The following is a 17,087-nucleotide window of genomic DNA, read 5'->3' on the forward strand; positions in this document are numbered from 1 at the left end:
TTTATCCTTTCACCGCGCCGAGCGACAGGCCTTCGACGAGGTAGCGCTGGGCGTAGAGCGCGAGCGCAAGCGTCGGCGCGATCGACAGCACGATGGCCGCAGCGATCTGGCCGTATTGAATGCCAGAGGCTGTGACGAAGGCGAGCGCACCCACCGTCACCGGCTGCTTGTCGGCCGACGCCAGCACCAGCGCGAAGACGAAATTGTTCCAGGCGAAGATGAAGGCGAGCAGGCCGGCGGCGGCAATGCCCGGACCGGCGAGCGGCAGGGCGATCTTGCGGAAGGTCGCGAACCAGCCGTGGCCGGCGATCCGATAGGCGTATTCGACGTCGGCCGAGATGTCCTCGAAATAGCCGCGCACGATCCACAGGATCAGCGGCAGGCAGATCAGCTGATAGACCCAGATCAGGCCGATATAGGTGTTGGCCAGCCCCATCCACTGGAAATACTGGGTCAGCGGCAACAGCACCAAGAGCGGCGGCGCGAAGCGGAAGGACAGCAGCGTAAAGGCAATGTCCTCCGAGCCCTTGAACTTGTGGCGGGCGAAAGCATAGGCCGCCGGCACGCCGAGCAGCAGCGCCACCGCCACCGAGGCGACCGACAACAGCACCGAATTGCCGAGATTGCGCATGAAGGCGATGTCGAGCGTGCCGGCGTTGGAGACCAGCTTGCCGGTGATCAGCGCCTGATAGTTTTCGAGCGTCGGCGAAAACACCACTTTCGGCGGGATCGATAGGATCGTCTCGTTGGTCTGGAAGCTCATCATGAAGATCCACAGGATCGGGAACATGAAGAAGATCACGACCAGGGTCAGCGCAATGGCGCGCAGCACGCGTTCGATAGGGGAGGTGGTTTCCATGATCGAGCCTCACGCTTCGCCGCGGGCGCGTTCGCGCAGCCGCAGCCAGTTCTTGATGAAGAGGTTTGAGAGGAAATAGGTGATGGCCCAGAGGATGATCATCAGCGCCGCCGAGCGTCCGACATTGGTCGCCTGGAAGAAGTTGAGGTACGCCTCGACCTGGAACACCGTCAGCGTGTCGCCGGGTCCGCCTTGGGTCATCGCATAGATGATGTCGAATTGCTGGATGCTGTCGAGCAGCCGGAACAGCGTCGCCGTCAGGATATAGGGCGTCAGCATCGGCAGGGTGATGCGGAAGAACACGAAGCTGCGCGGCACGCCGTCAAGCGCCGCCGCCTCGAAAGGCTGGGTCGGCAGCGAGCGCAAGCCGGCGAGCAGCAGGATCATGATGAATGGCGTATAGACCCAGATATCGACCAGCACGACGGTGAACAGCGCCGTCGACGGCGAGGACGCCCAGCGGAAATCCGACAGTCCGATCAGGCTTGCGCCATAGGAGAGGATGCCGAAGCCCGGATTGGTCATCAGCTTCCACATCAGCGCGGCCAGCGCCGGCGCGGTCATCAGCGGCAGGAGCAGCATGATCGAGATGAAATTGTTCACCGTCGAGCGTTTCTGCAGCAAAAGCGCGATGGCGAGGCCGAGCAGCAGTTCGAGCACGACCGTCAGCCCGGCATAGACGAGCGAGATCTTCAGCGTGTTCCAGAAGCTCGGATCGGTGAAGAAATTGAGGTAGTTTTCGCCCCAGTTGAATTTGCGCGCCCAGGGCTGCGACAGCCGGTAGCGCTGGAAGGAGCTGATCACCGCGGTGACGAAGGGAATGAGGATCCCGATGCAGACCAGCAGCGCGGGCAGGCTCAGCACATAGGGCAGGACGCGTTTGGAGATCCTGAAGCCCGACGGGGCCCGTTTTGCGGCGACTGTCTCGGCCATGTTTCGCTCCATTGTCTTGGAGTGTTTTCATCATTGGATGGACGGATCGCTCCGTCCATCGCGCATGTCATGAGAGAAGAGGCGGCCGGGCCAGGGAGAACAACCCGGCCGCCTGCGGGGCGCGACGCAAAAGAGGGTTACGGTCGCGAAAGGGCGCCCCGCTTTGGAGCCCTTTGGGGAGCTTTCGATCAGCCGAGGCCGGCTTCCTGCAGCTGCTTGTCGATCGACTGCGCCAGCTGGTCGAGGCCTTCGTCGACAGGCACTTCCTTGGCCACCATCTTCTGCAGCGTCGCCGCCCATTCGGTCGTCACGTCGAAGAACAGCGGCTGGGCCGTGAACTTGATCGAGGCGCCCGGAGCCGACTTGTCATGCATTTCGACATAGCCGGGATAGGACTTGTTCAGCCGCTCGGTGAACATCGGGTCGGCCCAGACCTTCTTGCGGACGGGGTTGACGAAGTCCATCTTGGTCGCGCCGAAGATGGCGTGTTCCAGACCCGTCGCCCATTGCAGGAAGAACCAGGTGGCGTCCTTGTCTTTCGAGAAGTTGGACATGGCCAGCGACCAGATCCAGATGTTCGGCGTCGGCCCTTCAGCCGCCGGATTGGCCGCAAAGGGAGCATAAGCCAGCTGACCCTTCATCTTGTTGTCGCCGCCATTCATGAAATAGCCGAGAATGTCGGCGTCGTAGATCATGGCGGAGGCGCCGGCGCCGAGATCGGTGCCGACCTGATACCAGGTGTAGGTCGACCAGTCTTTCGGGCCGCTGTCCTGGATCATCTTGACCCATTTGCCGTGGAAGTCCTTGGACTCCTTGGTGTTCATCGCGGCCGACAGCTTGCCGTCGGCAGAGACGTTGAGGTCCTTCTGGCCAAAATTGGCGTAGCCAGACAGGAAGCCCGGATGGATGGTCGCCCAGGAGCGCGAGCCGCGCACGCCGATGCCGTAGACGCCGCCGCCGACATCCTTGGTCAGCTTGGCCGCGGTGTCGAGCATCTCGTCGATATTGGTCGGAACCTTGGCGCCGACCTTGTCGAACATCGCCTTGTTGTAGGAGAGGTTGTTCTGCTCGTAACCCCAGGGAATGCACCACTGCTTGGCGTCGTCGGAGCCGAGCGCGCCGCCGGGCGTGCCGTTCCAGGCGCAGGAGTTCTTGACGCCTGGCAGGAAGTCGTCCCAGGCATATTGCGGGTTGGTCTTGGCCGGGTCGTTGATCCATTCCTTGAGATCGGTGATCCAGCCGGCCGGGCCATAGGTCCAGGTCATGTAGGCGCCGGTCATGAAGGCGTCGTATTCGCTGGAGCCCGACGACAGCGCCGCCGTGACCTTGTCGAAATAGACGTCTTCCGGGAACACGTCATAGGTGACGTTGATGCCGGTCATGTCGGTGAAGGTCTTGAGGTTGGCGATCATCGCATCCGCATAGGGATGCTTGTTGAGCAGAAGCTTGAGCGACTTGCCCGAATGCGCCTTCCAGTCGAAGTCGGCGGCCAGCGCCTGGCTCTGCATCATGCCCATCAGCATGCCGGCCGTTCCCGCGGTCACGCCCAGTGCGCCGAGGCCCTTCAACAGGCCGCGACGGTCCACCTGGCCGCGCAGGAAGGCGTCGATCAGATCCTTTTCCTTCTCATGCATATCCGTATCTCCTCCACGAGTTGGGTGTCTCCTCGGCTCTGTCGAGCCATACCGGCCACCCTGACCGGTAATTCCTCCGCCCCATCCGCCCCGCTCTCCTCAGCGGCGCGGACGGGAAAACTCAAGTCCCGTCGGCCATCAGCTCGACCGCAGTCCGCTCATCGGTGATGAGGCCGGACAGAAATCCGCTTTTGAGCACGGCGCGGGTCGCCCGCGCCTTGTGCTTGCCGCCCGCCACCGCCACGATGCGGCGGTTCTTCAGCGCCTCGCGCGACAAGGTGAAGGTGCGGTTCGACAGCATGGTCTCGACCGGACGCCCCTCGGCGTCGAAGAAATGGCCGAGCATTTCGCCCACCGCGCCGGCATGCTTGATCTCCTCGATCTCGCTGGTCTCGATCATGCCGGTCGACACCAGCGAGGCCTCACGCTCGGCCGTGCCGATGCCGACGAGCAGCAGATCGGCGCTGTTGGCGAGGTTGAACACGTCGAGCACGCCGCGCTGGGAAAACAGCACGTCGCGGTCCTCCACGGTGTTGGCGAAGAACGGCACCGGCATCACATAGGCTTCCGCCGCCACGCGCTCGGCGAGCCTGTGGATCACGTCATGCGGATTGGCCGAGAATTTGCGGGTCAGGCCGCCGAGCAGCGATACGAAGCGCGCCTTGGTGTTGGCCATGCGCGGCAGGTAATCGACGCAGGCGGCCAGCGTGCGGCCGTGGCCGACGCCGATCAGCTTGGTCTCGCCGCTTTCGATCTCGCGCTTCAGATATTGCGCGCCGGAAATACCGAGCGCCTTCAGGGGAAGCTCGTCGCTGTCGAAATCGGGGGCGACTTCGCAATAGGTCAGGCCGAAGCGCTCGCAGAGCTTCTGTTCGAGCTCGACGCATTCGGAGACGTCGGAATCGATATAGACTTTCACAAGGCCTTCCTGGTTGGCCTTCATGATCAGCCGATGCGCCTTCAGCGACGAAAGGCCCAGCCGTTTGGCGACCTCGGCCTGGGTCAGGCCGCCGGCGTAATGCAGCCAGGCGGCGCGGGTCGCCATGCTGGTCTCGTCGTCGCGAAAGCCGCCTGAAGCCGATAGGGCCATGGTCTCTGTGTCTCCTCCCGTCGGCCTTCCGATCGCTCGGTTTAGCTGCGCTGCGTCTACCGCAGTGCGTGATATTTTTTTGTCTGGCCGAAAAAAATTTCACGAAAGAATTTTCACGTTCTGAAATTTTTGTCAATGGTCCGTTGGCTCCATCACACCGAAATGTTGTTTTGCGATGCGTCACGTCATGCGGCGCCGCAGCAGCCGATGACGGCGTCGACGCGGTGCGCGAAAGGCGATGCAGGGCGGCGCTGCGAATTCGCACGAACGAGACCGTCATCGAATGTAACATCGTGATGCCGCATTATCACATTCCGATGTTGCAAAGACGAGAGCTGATGTTATGTTTCTCCGGAAATCAGGGAGGCAAGCATGCGCATGGTCTGGGTCGGCACCAGCTTCAAGATGAACAAGACGCTCAGCGAAGCCATGGCCTTCGCCGAGGCGCTGGCGGCGAGCGATGCGGCGCGCGATCCGCGCATACAACGCTTCGTCATTCCGCCCTTCACCGCCGTCCGCGAGGTCAAGGCGCGACTGAAGGAGACCTCCGTCAAGGTCGGCGCGCAGAACATGCATTGGGACGATCACGGCGCCTGGACGGGCGAAATCTCGCCGCTGATGCTGACCGATTGCGGCCTCGATCTGGTCGAGCTCGGCCACAGCGAACGCCGCGAACATTTCGGCGAAACCGACCGCACCGTCGGCCTGAAAACCGCCGCCGCGGTCCGCCATGGCCTGACGCCGCTGATATGCATCGGCGAGACATTGGCCGAGCGCGAGGCGGGAGAGGCCGACGCGGTGTTGAAACGCCAGGTCGAAGGCGCATTGTCGGGCCTCGAAGGCGACGCCCGATCCGCCCCGGTTCTGCTCGCCTATGAGCCGGTCTGGGCCATCGGCGTCAACGGCATCCCCGCCACCGCCGATTACGCCGACGCCCGCCACGCGAACATCGCCGACATCGCGCGCAACGCCCTGGGCCGCGACGTGCCCGTTCTCTATGGCGGCAGCGTCAATCCCGGCAATTGCGCCGAGCTGATCGCCCAGCCGCATATCGACGGTCTGTTCATCGGCCGCTCCGCCTGGGAGCCTCAGGGCTACCTCGACATTCTCGCCCGCGTCGCCAAGGCCCTCGACGCGGCCTGACGCTTCTCATCTCAACACAATGGAGACCACCATGAAAATCGCCCTCGGAGCCGACAGCGCCGGCAAGCCGCTCATCGACGTCATCGAAGCCCATCTCAAGACCCGTGCCGATCTCGAAGTGGTCAATCTCTCCAAATCCGGCTTCTACGCCGATCTCTCCCGCGATCTCGCCGAGACCATCGTCAGCGGCGAAAACGACCGCGGCATCCTCTGCTGCGGCACCGGCATCGGCGTCTGCATTTCGGCCAACAAAGTGCCGGGCATTCGCGCAGCGCTGACCCACGACACCTATTCCGCCGAACGCGCCGCCAAATCCAACAACGCCCAGATCATCACCATGGGCGCCCGCGTCATCGGCCCCGAACTCGCCAAGGCCATCGTCGACATGTGGCTCGCCTCCGAATTCGACCCGAACGGCTCCTCAGCCGGCAATGTCGAGGCGATCAACCGGCTGGATGAGAAGAAGGGGTGAGCGAAAACTCCGCATGTCCGGCGTCCGCGCAGCCCGAGCGCCGCGCGGGCGCTGACATCGCGGGGGAATGAGCGTGATTTGACCGGCCCTGAGTTCAAAAGGGGCGGATATTCTCTGGGTTGCGGTGAAAATCGCCTTTCTTGCTGGAAAGACAATTTAGGTTCATAAAAGGCAAGAAAACCCATTATGAAACTGACCAATATTAATTCGAGGTGTTTCAGAAAGCCATCATTAACCTTGGGCGTGCAGCATAAGGTTGCACACGTCTCAGGGGATACTCATGTTGTCGACGCTTTTCAGCAACCGCCGCGCGGTTGAGCATTACGGCGCCTTTTCTCATTCGCATGCGATCATCTGGTTTTCCCCGGACGGGACGATCGAAGGCGCCAACGCCAATTTTTGCGCCGCCATCGGATATGACCTCGATGAGATCGTCGGCAAGCATCACCGCATGTTCGTCGAGGCTGCGCTGCGCGACAGCGCGGAATACGCCGCCTTCTGGCGCGACCTCGCCGCCGGCAAGCCCAATCGCGGCCAGTTCCGGCGCATTTCGAAAGCCGGCAACGACGTCTGGATCGAGGCTTCCTACGATCCGATCACGCAGAATGGAAAAGTCGTCGGCGTGGTCAAGATCGCCGCAGACATCACCGCCACCAAGATCGTCTCGCTGCACAACGAGAATCTGTTGCGCGCCTTGGAGCGGTCGGTCGCGGTGGTCGAGTTCGATCCCGACGGCGTGGTGGTCGAAGCCAATTCTGCCTTCTGCAAGACCATGGGCTATGAGAAGGGCGAGATTATCGGGCAGCGGCACCGCATGTTTTGTGATCCGGCCTTTGTCATTTCGCAGGATTATATCGACTTCTGGAAGAAGCTGCGCGCCGGCGAGTTCTTTTCCGACACCTATCGCCGCGTCGGCAAGAACGGCAAGGAGGTCTGGATCCAGGCCACCTACAATCCCGTCTTCTCCTCGCGCGGCGCCATCTATCGCATCGTCAAATTCGCCACCGACGTGACCGAGCGCATGACGGCGGTGCGAACGCTGAGCGCCGCCATCGGCGACCTGGCCGACGGCAACCTCACCTCCCAGGTCACCATCGAGGTCGACCGCTCCATGGAGAGCACCCGGCACGATTTCAACACCGCCGTCGCCAAGCTCGACCGCGTCATCGGCGAAATCGCCGGCGCGTCCCGCGACATCGCGGTGACCTCGCGTGAAATGCTGGACAGCGCCGGCTCCATCGCCAAGCGCACCGAGCAACAGGCGGCGTCGCTGGAGGAGACTTCGGCGGCTCTCGAACAGATCACCCAGACGGTCAACGATTCCAGCCGCCGCGCCACCGAGGCCGGCGAGCTGGTCCGCCAGACCCGCCAGTCGGCCGAGGAATCCGGCCAGGTCGTCTCGGCCGCGGTCGCCGCCATGGGCCAGATCGAGAATTCGTCCAAGGAAATCTCCAACATCATCAGCGTCATCGACGAGATCGCCTTCCAGACCAACCTGCTGGCGCTGAACGCCGGCGTCGAGGCGGCCCGCGCCGGCGAGGCCGGCAAGGGGTTCGCGGTCGTCGCCCAGGAAGTGCGGGAACTCGCCCAGCGCTCCGCCAAGGCCGCCAAGGAGATCAAGGATCTCATCACCACCTCGTCCAATCAGGTGAAGTCGGGCGTCGATCTCGTCGATCGCACCGGCCGCGCCCTGGAGACGATCGTCGCCCGGGTGCAGGACATCGACCGCAATGTGACGGCCATCGTCGAGGCGAGCCGCGAGCAGACCATCGGCATCAAGGAGATCAACCAGGCCGTGACCGCGCTCGATCAGGGCACGCAGCAGAATGCCGCCAGCGTCGAGGAACAGAACGCCGCCAGCCACCAGCTCGCCGAACGCGCCGATGCGCTCGCGGCCCTGATCGGCCAGTTCCGCACCTCGTGCGCGACCCCGGCTTCCGCCGCGCCGTCGCGCGCCAAAGCGGCCCCATCCACCGTCTCGGCCCGCCCGGCGCCGCAACGCGCCGCCCGCGCCGCCGCGCCGCCCGCAGCCCCGCTCAAGAAAGTCGCCAATGGCGGCGACTGGGAAGAGTTCTGAGACCGCCGGCAGTCCTCCGTCGCCGAAGAACCACGCGCTCTTCTTTCCTGACAACTTGCTGACGCCCGGCCTCAGCGCTCCGTCAGCGGCGATCCGCCATAGTCTCTTGCAAGGGCGGGATCGCCCGGGCCGCAGGATGGGTCCGCGGCCGTTTGGAGAGAGGAAACGCACATGTACACCACCAGTCAATCACGTCGTCGCCTGTTGCTGGGGTCGGTGATGGCGCTTGCCGCCATCGTCGCCGCGCCCGCCCCGTCGCTGTTCGGCGCCGGCGACGCCTTCGCCAAGGGGCGCGACGACAAGACCCGGCCCGACGACAAGGGCGGCAAGCACGGCAAGCATCACTCCTCGTCCAGCGATGACGACGGCTCCGATGACGACGGCGCCTCTTCCGACGACGGCCCCGATCACGACCTGAACGACGATCACGGCGGCGACGACGACGAGGCGGGCGACGATCACGGCGCCGACGATGACGACGACGCCAAGGGACACGGCAAACACCGTAATCGCGACCGCGACCGCGACCGCAATCATCATGGCGGCCACGGTCACCATGGCGGGCGCGACGGCAAGCGCGGCTGACGTCTCCGATGACCGGCGCCTCGTCCGCCGCACGCCGGTCCGGCGGGATCTCCCGCCCGAAGCCCCGCCGCGCCGTCCCGCGCGGCGGGGCCTTGGGGCGATTGACCGCGGGTCCTCTCGCGGGCCATGATCGTGACCACCTGTCTCGCATTCCTGGAACCTCGTCATGCTGGCGCGCCGCGATCTCCTGTTGCTTCTTCTCGGCATGGCTGCGGCCTGGGCCGGACCGGCGCGCGCCGATGACGGCGGCGGCAAGGGCGGCGACGGCCATGACGGCGGCGACGACCATGGCGGCGATGACGGCGGGGACGATCATGGCGACGACGACGGCGACGGCAAAAATGGAAATCGCGCCGGCCTCAGCCATGACGATGCGCGCCAGGAGCGCCTCAAAGGCGAGGTGATGCCGTTGTCCAGGGCGCTCAAGCTCGTCGAGAGCAAGATGGAGGGCGATGTGATCGACGTGAGGCTCAGCAAAGGCATGCGCGGCTATTTTTATCGCTTCAAGATCCGTGACGACGCCGGCGTCATCCGCACGCTGCGGATCGACGCGCGGAGCGGTCGCGTCCTCTCCTTGCTGGGATCCTGAACATGCGCATTCTGATCGCCGAGGACGACCTGTCGATCGCCGAGCTCGTGGGCGGCCAGCTCGCCGGCGCGGGCTTCGTGGTCGAGCGCCGCAGCACCGGTCCCGAAGTCTGGGAGGAGGGCGAGATCGGCGAATACGCCGCCATCATTCTCGATCTCGGCCTGCCGGGCATGGATGGCCTGTCGATCCTCAAGCGCTGGCGGGCGGCGGGGGTGGAGACCCCGGTGCTGGTGCTGACCGCGCGCGGCTCCTGGATGGAGCGCGTCGACGGCTTCGACGCCGGCGCCGACGACTATCTGCCCAAACCCTTCCGGCCCGAGGAACTTCTCGCGCGCCTGAGGGCGCTGCTGCGCCGCGCCGGCCGCTCGGCCGCCGCCCCCGTGGCGCGCTGTGGCCGCTTCACGCTCGACGAGGCCGCCCGCCGTGTGAGCTTCGACGGCAAGCCCATCGACGTCAGCGCCATGGAATATCGCCTGATCACCTATCTCATGCAGAACCGGGGCCGGCCGGCGCCGGCGCTCGATCTCGCTCTGCATGTCCAGGGCCGCGACGACGACAGCGCCAAGAACGCCATCGAAGCCATGGTCGCCCGGCTCCGCCGCAAGACCGCGGCCGACGCGTTCGAGAACCGGCGTGGCTTCGGCTATCTCATCACGGATGAGCCTGCATGATCCGCAGCCTTCGCTTTCGCCTGGCCATCGGCGCCGTGATCGCGGTCATGCTGTCGCTCGCCACCGTCTGGTGGTCCTTGAGCCGGCTCTTCACCGATTATGTCCGCGACCGCTATGTCGCCGAGATGACCGCGCTCGCCGACAGCGTCGCCGCCGCCGCGGTCTGGGACAAGACCCGGTTCACGCTCAACGCCGCTTGGTCCGACACCCGTCTCGGCGCGCCGGCGGGCGGCCGCTATTGGCAGTTCGAGGCCGGGGGACAAGAGCCGCTGCGGTCCCGTTCGCTCTGGGACACGAGGCTCGGCGATGAGCCGCTCACCGCCTCCGACATGCCGCCCTTCGAGACGACGGCGGGACCCGACGGCGCGCCGGTTCTGGTGCTCAGCCGCAGGTCCCGGCTGGAGGACGCGCCCGAGGCGGGCGAATTCACCGTCCGCGTCGCGTTTGCGGAGCGTGAAATCACCAACGCGCTCGAGGCCTTTCATGCGTGGCTGCGCACCATGCTGCTGCTGACGGCGGCGGTGCTGTCGGCCGCCGCCTTCATCCAGGCGGCCCTCGGGCTCACCCCGCTCGACAGGCTGCGCGGCGTCGTGGCCCGCATCCGGGCGGGCGACGTCGCGCGGCTGGATGACGAAGGCCCGCTCGAAGTCCGTCCGCTGGTGCGCGAGATCAATCTGCTGCTCGACGAGCGCGAAACCGCCATCGAACGCGCCCGCCAGCGCGCCTCCGATCTCGCCCATGGGCTGAAGACGCCGCTCACCGTGCTCGCCCAGCTCACCAGCCGGCTCGATCCCGACGCCGCCGATCTCGCGCTCCGTCAGATCGATCTTGTCCGCCAGCGCGCCGACCGACAATTGCAGGCCGCGAGGCTCGGCGTCGAGCGCATGGCCACCACCGATGTCGGCGCGCTGATGGGCAAGCTCGTGCAGGTGCTGAAGCCTCTGACCGAGGATCGCGGCATCGATTGGCGGATCGATTGTCCCTCCGGTCTGAGCCTTGAGGCCGATCCCGCCGATCTCGCCGAAGCCATCGGTAATCTCCTCGACAACGCCGCCAAATGGACGAGCCGCCGCATCGAGGCGAAAGCGCGGCGGGAGGAGGGCGCGGTCATTCTCACCATCGGCGACGACGGCCCCGGCCTCACCGAAGCCGACCGCGCCGCCATGCTGGCCCGCGGCGCGAGCGCCGACGCCTCGGGCTCCGGCCTCGGCCTCGCCATCACCGCCGACATCGCCCGCGCCTATGGCGGCGACCTCACGCTCGGCGCCTCCACGCTGGGCGGGCTCGAGGCGCGGCTCTCCTTCCCCGAAAGGCGCGGGTGAGGGCGGCGCGGATTGTTCTCTATCAGAAGATGAAATCCGTCTTGTCCATCGTCATCAGCGTCAGGCCCGCCACCGTCAGGACATCGGCGCCGAATTTGAGCACGAGGTCGCCGCTGGCCATCGATGCATGCGCTTTCACATCGGCGAATGTGTCCATGCCGGTCCAGAGGTGGATGTCCATGCGGTCCTGCCCGTTCTGGAAATCGGTGATCCGGTCGCGGCCCTGGGTCGTGTAGAAGTCGAAGATGTCCTTGCCGGCCCCGCCGGTCAGCACGTCGTTGCCGACATCGCCGAACAAAGTGTCGTTGCCCGCCATGCCGCGGAGCGTGTCGTTGCCGTCGTCGCCGTTGAGCTCATTGTTCAATTCGTTGCCGGTTCCCGTCAGCCCCTTCAGTCCTTCGAGAGACAGGGATTCGACATTGGCGTTGAGCGAGTAATTCACGCTCGATATGACTTTATCATAGCCTTGTCCGGCCTTTTCGATGAGCATCGTGGCGGCGCTGTGCAAGAGGATCAAATCGTTTCCAGTCCCGCCATAGATCTTGCCGTCGACGCTCGAACCCTTGGCCATGGTGTCGAAGTAGTCATCACCGGCGCCGAGCCTCACATCGCCGAGGATCCGGCCGGAATTTTCGATATGATCGACGGCCTTCGAACCCTGGATGGCGGTGTTGGCGCTTTTGATCAGGCCGAAATTCTGAAGATTGAGCAGATGCGCTTGGCTGCTGTCGTCGATCAGCACGCCGATGGAGGAGCCGCTGATCACGCCGTCCTTCGCGTTGGTGACGTAATTGGCGCCGCGCACGGATTCGAGCCCCACCACCCCCGAGATCAGCCCGGAATTGGTGATCGACAAGGGCGACTGCGCTTTCGGCGCCATGGTCACGCCCGCGCCGCCATTGGCGATGATCTCGCCGTCATTGACGAGAAACGACGTCGTCCCCGAAGCTCCGCCGTCGATATAGACGCCATTATAGCCTGAAATGACCGCCAACGAACTGATCGACATGAACCAGTCTGTGCCTGAAAGCACGACGGCGGATTCGAATTCGGCGATGGTCCTTACGTTTGCATGAACGGTGATGACGTTGCCCTCGGCGCCATCGACCATCTGGATGCCGGGACCGGTGCTCGGGGATATTCCGCCCAGCTTGAACGTCCAGGCGTCGCCATCCGTGTCGATGGCGACTGTGGAGGCGAGGTTGCCGTAGACATGCGAGACGCCGGCCATCGGGCGCTCCTTTCCTGTTGGACTGCGCCTTTACGGCGCGGGGGCGGTAACGCCGTCGAATATGAGCCGCGCGTCCGTCTTGGCGCGCGCGCTCGTCACAAGGTGCGGCAGGCCGTCATCGGCGCCGATCCAAACCCGCTGCGGACCGGGATCGCCCACGCCTTGAACGGCGGGCGGCGTGTAATCATAGACATGCATGGCCGCGCCATCGAGCGTCTCGTCGCCGGCTACAGCGCAGTCCTTCAGGCTGGCGGCGTCGGGAACCATGCGCTTGGTCATCGCCGCGCGCTGGCCTTTTTTGAGCGAGGTCTTGGTCCAGCTTTCGCCATCCCTGACATAGAGATCGTCGCCGATCGCGATGCTGTCGAGCAGAAGCTTGCCGTCGAGACTGGTGACTTGCCGATAAGCGGAGGCTTTGCCGAGGAGATCAAAGGCGTCGGCCACCGGCCGGCAGTCATCGGCGAGCGCCGGTCCCGCCACAGCCGCAGCGATCGCCGTCGGCAGCAGGCCCCGCAGGGCGCGGCGCTGCAGCTTTGCGCGCGCCGTCACAGGATGAAATCCGTCTTGTTGATCTCCGAGCGATCGACATCCGTCAGCCTGAGGCTGTCGCCGCCGGCGGAGATGACGATGTCGTCGCCGTCGACGCGCAGATGGGGGCGGACATCGGCGAACGTCTCCATCTCTGTCCAGCCCGAAAGGTTGATGAGGTCCGACCCATTCTGGAAATCGGCGATGCGGTCGCGCCCGTCGCCTTCGGAAAAGACGAAGATGTCGCCATTGCCGCCGCCGATCAGAACGTCGTTGCCGGCATGGCCCCACAGCGTGTCGGAGCCGGAAAAGCCGCGCAGCCGGTTGGCGCCCGCATTGCCGTCGATGGCGTTGCCCATCTCGTTGCCGTCGCCATTGATATTCTTGCCGCCGGTCAGCAGCAACTGCTCGACATTGGCGTTGAGCGCATAATTGACCGAAGAATAGACCGTGTCGTACCCCTTATTGGCGGATTCGATCATTTTGAGGCTGGAGTTGATGGTGGTCAGCGTGTCGTCGCCATCGCCGCCATAGAGATTGCCGATCAGTCTGCCGCCCTTGTTCAGGAAATAGTCGTTGCCGCCGGCCAGGACGACATCGCCTGATATCGCGCCGCTATTGGTGATCCTGTCGGAGCCGATATCGCCGCTATAGGCGATCTCCTCGCCTTTCAGGAGCCCCTTGTTGACGAGTTTCAGATAATCGCCCACTCCGCTATGGGTCTCCACGCCGGTGTCGACCCCATAGATCGTGCCGGTATTGGTGATCACCGTCTCGCCGTCGGGCGTCGACTGGTTGATGCCGGCATAGACGAACACGGCGGTGTCGGCGACGATGGAGCCGGAATTGACCACCGTCGATCCCTTGTCGCCGCGCATATAGACGCCATAGCCGCGGTCGTCGCCGCCATGCACGACGCCGTTGTTGACGATCCGCTGATCGGCGCCAGACAGCATGATCCCGAAAAAGCCTTCGACGCTACCCTTGTCCGCCACGCCGATGGCCGTGCCGTCGCCCTGGGCCAGGATCGCGGTCGCCGAATTCTCCTTCAGCACATTGGTGCGCACTTCGCCCTGGATGTCGATCGTGTTGTTGGAGGCTCCGACGGATTCGACGATGCCGTCCTGCAGATTGGAGAGGATCGCGCCGGCGGGCTTGACGATCCACACGTCTGCATCGCTGTCGATCGCCCAGGTGGTGGTGCGGGTGGTGATGAGAAAATGCGTCTTCAGGGTCATCGCGCCTCTCCTTGGAGATGGCGATATGTTTGGCCTCCGCCGGCCGTTCCGCAATCACCCTAAAAGGGTCCCGGCGTTGCTCCCTGCGTGGTTTTTCGACGGCGCCGCCGCGCGTCAGTGCGGGCGCAGTTCCTGTGGATGCTGCTTGAGATAGGACATCAGGTGCCGCCGGCGCTCTGCGCCGCGCACATGCGCCGTTCCCGCCGGCCTGGGACCGATCACCTGCGGCGCGCGTTCCTCGACGCGCTCGTAAATAAGTTTCCAGGTCCGTTTGACGGTATTGATCGAAATGTCGAGCGCCGCGCCGATCTCCTCGTCGGTCATTCCCTGGCTCGCGAGTTCCAGCAACCCGCGTTGCGCCGGCGAGAAGCGAATGATCGGCGGCGCATGCGCAAGGATCTGCGATGTGATGGAATCGGGAAAGATCGGCAGCGCGTCGTCGCGGCGGCGATGGGTGAGGGCGATCTCCATCTCGCCGAGCCGGTAGCGTCGGATCTCGCGCATGCCGGAACTGATCAGCACGCCGGCGACCGGCTCGGGATCCTCGCGCGCCGCCTGCTTGAGCAGAAAGCCGGAATGCGCCTCGACGAAATGGCCGATGGCGCGGGCCAGCAGCGCCCGGCAGCGCGGATCCTCCGGATTGTCATAGCGATGCGCAAAGCCGATCACCAGCAGGTTGAGCCCCGGGCCGGAATTGCCGGCGGCGATATCGCTTTCGCGCGCAAGTATGCCGCCTTCGCCGCGTCCGGCCTTCAACAACATGTCCAGGGCGCCCATGGGTCTGTCGCCGGTCAGGAATTCCGCAATGGCCTCATCGGTCACGAAAGCGCTCGCGCCGACCGCCGACAACACCAGAGGATCGTCCGCCCGGTTGTGAACCTCCTCGATCATGCCGCCGCGCAGCGTGCCTGCCGCAAGACGCTCGGCGCAGAACTCCAGCAAAGCCGGGTCGGTCACCGTCCTGCGCCAGAGATGGCGTTCGAGAAAGCCGAGCATGGCCGCCGCATCTTGCGCCCGCGCCATCCTCGCGCGGACCGCCACCGGTGTCTGGTTCATCAACAGCGCCATCCGCAAGAATTCTACATCATGGCTAAAAATCCGCAGATCTGCCGCCAAGTCAATCTCTCGATCGGACTCGACCGCAGATATTCTCCGCATTCTCCGAAGAGGGCGTCGCGATCGCCGCAATCCGGTGCTGCCCCTCGATGGCAAGCGGCGAGAAAATTCACATCGCGCGTCTTGTGCGTTCTCCGTCGCGCTGACAGGATCGGCCTTCGAACAGGACGGGGAGGAGAGCCATGTCCAGCAACCGTATTTGCCTCTGGTACGACCGCGACGCCGAAGCCGCCGCCCGCTTTTACGCCGACACATTTCCCGACAGCCGTCTCGGCCGCGTGATCCGCGCGCCGGGCGATTTCCCGGACGGTCGCGAGGGCGACGTGCTGGTGGTGGAATTCACCGTCGCCGGCATCGACTGCATCGGCCTCAACGGCGGCCCGACCTTCACGCAATCGGAAGCCTTCTCCTTCCAGATCGTCACTGAAGACCAGCAGGAGACCGACCGCTATTGGAACGCCATCATCGGCAATGACGGCAAGGCCAGCGACTGCGGCTGGTGCAAGGATCGCTGGGGCGTCTCCTGGCAGATCACCCCGCGCACGCTGCTCGACGCCATGGCCGCCGGCGGCGACGAAGCCCGCCGCGCCTTCGCCGCGATGATGACCATGAAGAAACTCGACGTCGCCGCCATCGATGCCGCACGGAAAGGCCCGCAATGACCGACGACAAGATCAAAGGCCCGGCTTCTTATTTCCCCTCCATCGAAAAGAAATACGGCCGCCCGATCGCCGACTGGCAGGCGCTGGTGCGGGCGCGCGCTCCCGCCAGGCATATGGAGCTGGTGGCGATGCTGAAGACCGAGCACGGCATGGGCCACGGCCACGCCAATGCGATCGTGGCGCAGACGCTGGCGGAGGACAAGGGCGGGTGAGGGGGCGGCTTGCGGTCCCTGAACCAGCGTGTTGGGCTAGCAAATCGGCCGTCCAGATCGGAGATGCGGTCTGGGTGGTTCACGCATTCCAGAAGAAGTCCACAAGAGGCGTCGCCACACCTCTCAAGGAGGTGGAGGTCATCAAAGCCCGGCTGAAGCGAATAAAGAAGATAGCTCTGTGAGCGACGACGATTTTGAGATTGTCAGGGGTAGCGGCAACATCTTCGCCGACTTTGGCGATACCGACGCCGAAACCAAGCTGATGAAGGCCAAGCTTGCGGCCGAAATCGTCGGTGTGCTCGATGCGCGCAAGATCAGCGTGCGCGAAGCCGAGAAAATCACCGGCGTCGCCGCCGCCGACATTTCCCGCGTCCGCAACGCCGATCTCGCCAAATTCACGCTCGACCGCCTCTTGCGCATCCTGCGCCGGTTGGCGCCGATGATTGAGGTCAGTCTGACGTTTTCGACGCGGGTTGCGGCGGATGAAAGAGTCGCGGTCTATTGAAAATAACGCCGAATGCGAAGCGTCTTCGGCGCGCCGCCTCTTGTAGCCGCGGGAGATTGATCATCGCCGCCGTCACGGGCTCCGAAGATGTCAGTTTTCGTCCCCAGACTTCGGAAAACCGAGTTTCTGAGCGCGCTGTGTGGCCGCTCCGTGAGGACAGGCGCGACGCTTCCGGAGGCCTCCCGGCCCCCGGCTCCCCGTCATTCCGCGTACAACTCGG

General features: G+C 64.4%; 18 protein-coding genes. 10 read left to right on the plus strand and 8 right to left on the minus strand.

What is annotated here, in order from left to right; genetic code table 11:
- Position 1 precedes the first annotated feature (1 nt).
- The 4 genes from OCK01_RS13450 to OCK01_RS13465 form a co-directional block, all read right to left on the minus strand.
- Positions 2-859 (minus strand): carbohydrate ABC transporter permease, encoded by an 858-nt coding sequence (locus OCK01_RS13450; RefSeq protein ID WP_263824358.1) that lies wholly within the window; start codon positions 857-859, stop codon positions 2-4.
- Positions 860-868: 9 nt separating this feature from the next.
- The gene (locus OCK01_RS13455; RefSeq protein WP_263824359.1) at positions 869-1,792 is read right to left on the minus strand and encodes a carbohydrate ABC transporter permease; all 924 of its coding nucleotides are present in this window, start codon (positions 1,790-1,792) and stop codon (positions 869-871) included.
- A gap of 188 nt (positions 1,793-1,980) precedes the next feature.
- Entirely contained in the window at positions 1,981-3,426 is a 1,446-nt protein-coding gene (locus OCK01_RS13460; protein ID WP_263824360.1) for an ABC transporter substrate-binding protein, read from the minus strand.
- Between the two features lie 121 nt (positions 3,427-3,547).
- Positions 3,548-4,516 carry a sugar-binding transcriptional regulator gene (locus tag OCK01_RS13465; protein WP_182827007.1) on the minus strand — a complete coding sequence of 323 codons (969 nt, stop codon included), beginning with the start codon at positions 4,514-4,516 and terminating at the stop codon, positions 3,548-3,550.
- A gap of 372 nt (positions 4,517-4,888) precedes the next feature.
- On the opposite strand from OCK01_RS13465, the gene OCK01_RS13470 reads away from it, so the two are divergent.
- From OCK01_RS13470 to OCK01_RS13500, 7 genes are all read left to right on the plus strand, one after another.
- Positions 4,889-5,659, plus strand: a complete 771-nt coding sequence (locus tag OCK01_RS13470; protein WP_263824361.1) for a triose-phosphate isomerase — start codon at positions 4,889-4,891, stop codon at positions 5,657-5,659.
- 31 nt (positions 5,660-5,690) lie between these two features.
- Positions 5,691-6,131 carry an RpiB/LacA/LacB family sugar-phosphate isomerase gene (locus tag OCK01_RS13475; protein ID WP_263824362.1) on the plus strand — a complete coding sequence of 147 codons (441 nt, stop codon included), beginning with the start codon at positions 5,691-5,693 and terminating at the stop codon, positions 6,129-6,131.
- 280 nt (positions 6,132-6,411) lie between these two features.
- Positions 6,412-8,208 carry a methyl-accepting chemotaxis protein gene (locus OCK01_RS13480; RefSeq protein ID WP_263824363.1) on the plus strand — a complete coding sequence of 599 codons (1,797 nt, stop codon included), beginning with the start codon at positions 6,412-6,414 and terminating at the stop codon, positions 8,206-8,208.
- Between the two features lie 171 nt (positions 8,209-8,379).
- A complete protein-coding gene (locus OCK01_RS13485) occupies positions 8,380-8,793 on the plus strand; it encodes a hypothetical protein (protein WP_263824364.1) in 414 nt (137 codons plus the stop codon).
- A gap of 166 nt (positions 8,794-8,959) precedes the next feature.
- The gene (locus tag OCK01_RS13490) at positions 8,960-9,382 is read left to right on the plus strand and encodes a PepSY domain-containing protein (RefSeq protein ID WP_182827001.1); all 423 of its coding nucleotides are present in this window, start codon (positions 8,960-8,962) and stop codon (positions 9,380-9,382) included.
- A 2-nt stretch (positions 9,383-9,384) separates the two neighbouring features.
- On the plus strand, positions 9,385-10,053 hold the full coding sequence (locus tag OCK01_RS13495; RefSeq protein ID WP_263824365.1) for a response regulator transcription factor: 669 nt from the start codon (positions 9,385-9,387) through the stop codon (positions 10,051-10,053).
- Entirely contained in the window at positions 10,050-11,375 is a 1,326-nt protein-coding gene (locus OCK01_RS13500; RefSeq protein ID WP_263824366.1) for a sensor histidine kinase, read from the plus strand. Before OCK01_RS13495 ends, OCK01_RS13500 begins: the two co-directional genes overlap by 4 nt.
- A gap of 22 nt (positions 11,376-11,397) precedes the next feature.
- Here the strand turns inward: OCK01_RS13500 and OCK01_RS13505 are convergent, their stop codons facing one another.
- The 4 genes from OCK01_RS13505 to OCK01_RS13520 all read right to left on the minus strand — a co-directional run bounded on the left by OCK01_RS13505 (position 11,398) and on the right by OCK01_RS13520 (position 15,428).
- On the minus strand, positions 11,398-12,606 hold the full coding sequence (locus tag OCK01_RS13505) for a calcium-binding protein (RefSeq protein WP_263824367.1): 1,209 nt from the start codon (positions 12,604-12,606) through the stop codon (positions 11,398-11,400).
- A gap of 30 nt (positions 12,607-12,636) precedes the next feature.
- A complete protein-coding gene (locus OCK01_RS13510; protein ID WP_263824368.1) occupies positions 12,637-13,155 on the minus strand; it encodes a hypothetical protein in 519 nt (172 codons plus the stop codon).
- Positions 13,152-14,372: a calcium-binding protein gene (locus OCK01_RS13515; RefSeq protein WP_263824369.1), complete on the minus strand. Its 1,221-nt coding sequence runs from the start codon at positions 14,370-14,372 to the stop codon at positions 13,152-13,154. The genes OCK01_RS13510 and OCK01_RS13515 overlap by 4 nt, the downstream gene beginning before the upstream one ends.
- A gap of 114 nt (positions 14,373-14,486) precedes the next feature.
- Positions 14,487-15,428 carry a helix-turn-helix transcriptional regulator gene (locus OCK01_RS13520; RefSeq protein WP_263824370.1) on the minus strand — a complete coding sequence of 314 codons (942 nt, stop codon included), beginning with the start codon at positions 15,426-15,428 and terminating at the stop codon, positions 14,487-14,489.
- Positions 15,429-15,670: 242 nt separating this feature from the next.
- Between OCK01_RS13520 and OCK01_RS13525 the strand changes: the two genes are divergently transcribed.
- From OCK01_RS13525 to OCK01_RS13535, 3 genes are all read left to right on the plus strand, one after another.
- Complete coding sequence (locus OCK01_RS13525; RefSeq protein ID WP_263824371.1) at positions 15,671-16,150, plus strand: VOC family protein; 480 nt, start codon at positions 15,671-15,673, stop codon at positions 16,148-16,150.
- On the plus strand, positions 16,147-16,362 hold the full coding sequence (locus tag OCK01_RS13530) for a DUF4287 domain-containing protein (RefSeq protein WP_263824372.1): 216 nt from the start codon (positions 16,147-16,149) through the stop codon (positions 16,360-16,362). The genes OCK01_RS13525 and OCK01_RS13530 overlap by 4 nt, the downstream gene beginning before the upstream one ends.
- A 178-nt stretch (positions 16,363-16,540) precedes the next feature.
- Positions 16,541-16,867 carry a helix-turn-helix domain-containing protein gene (locus OCK01_RS13535; protein ID WP_263824373.1) on the plus strand — a complete coding sequence of 109 codons (327 nt, stop codon included), beginning with the start codon at positions 16,541-16,543 and terminating at the stop codon, positions 16,865-16,867.
- The last annotated feature ends 220 nt before the right edge of the window (positions 16,868-17,087 follow it).

This window comes from Rhizobium sp. TRM95796, from assembly GCF_025779995.1.
In the GTDB taxonomy this organism is placed as follows: domain Bacteria; phylum Pseudomonadota; class Alphaproteobacteria; order Rhizobiales; family Rhizobiaceae; genus Rhizobium_E.

Excerpts from the sequence above, each read along its gene's own strand:
- OCK01_RS13495 (WP_263824365.1), top strand. The coding sequence starts at position 9,385 with ATGCGCATTCTGATCGCCGAGGACGACCTGTCGATCGCCGAGCTCGTG.
- OCK01_RS13500 (WP_263824366.1), top strand. The coding sequence starts at position 10,050 with ATGATCCGCAGCCTTCGCTTTCGCCTGGCCATCGGCGCCGTGATCGCG.
- OCK01_RS13515 (WP_263824369.1), bottom strand. The coding sequence starts at position 14,372 with ATGACCCTGAAGACGCATTTTCTCATCACCACCCGCACCACCACCTGG.
- OCK01_RS13485 (WP_263824364.1), top strand. The coding sequence starts at position 8,380 with ATGTACACCACCAGTCAATCACGTCGTCGCCTGTTGCTGGGGTCGGTG.
- OCK01_RS13465 (WP_182827007.1), bottom strand. The coding sequence starts at position 4,516 with ATGGCCCTATCGGCTTCAGGCGGCTTTCGCGACGACGAGACCAGCATG.
- OCK01_RS13470 (WP_263824361.1), top strand. The coding sequence starts at position 4,889 with ATGCGCATGGTCTGGGTCGGCACCAGCTTCAAGATGAACAAGACGCTC.
- OCK01_RS13475 (WP_263824362.1), top strand. The coding sequence starts at position 5,691 with ATGAAAATCGCCCTCGGAGCCGACAGCGCCGGCAAGCCGCTCATCGAC.
- OCK01_RS13520 (WP_263824370.1), bottom strand. The coding sequence starts at position 15,428 with ATGAACCAGACACCGGTGGCGGTCCGCGCGAGGATGGCGCGGGCGCAA.
- OCK01_RS13530 (WP_263824372.1), top strand. The coding sequence starts at position 16,147 with ATGACCGACGACAAGATCAAAGGCCCGGCTTCTTATTTCCCCTCCATC.
- OCK01_RS13525 (WP_263824371.1), top strand. The coding sequence starts at position 15,671 with ATGTCCAGCAACCGTATTTGCCTCTGGTACGACCGCGACGCCGAAGCC.
- OCK01_RS13460 (WP_263824360.1), bottom strand. The coding sequence starts at position 3,426 with ATGCATGAGAAGGAAAAGGATCTGATCGACGCCTTCCTGCGCGGCCAG.
- OCK01_RS13505 (WP_263824367.1), bottom strand. The coding sequence starts at position 12,606 with ATGGCCGGCGTCTCGCATGTCTACGGCAACCTCGCCTCCACAGTCGCC.
- OCK01_RS13450 (WP_263824358.1), bottom strand. The coding sequence starts at position 859 with ATGGAAACCACCTCCCCTATCGAACGCGTGCTGCGCGCCATTGCGCTG.
- OCK01_RS13455 (WP_263824359.1), bottom strand. The coding sequence starts at position 1,792 with ATGGCCGAGACAGTCGCCGCAAAACGGGCCCCGTCGGGCTTCAGGATC.
- OCK01_RS13490 (WP_182827001.1), top strand. The coding sequence starts at position 8,960 with ATGCTGGCGCGCCGCGATCTCCTGTTGCTTCTTCTCGGCATGGCTGCG.
- OCK01_RS13480 (WP_263824363.1), top strand. The coding sequence starts at position 6,412 with ATGTTGTCGACGCTTTTCAGCAACCGCCGCGCGGTTGAGCATTACGGC.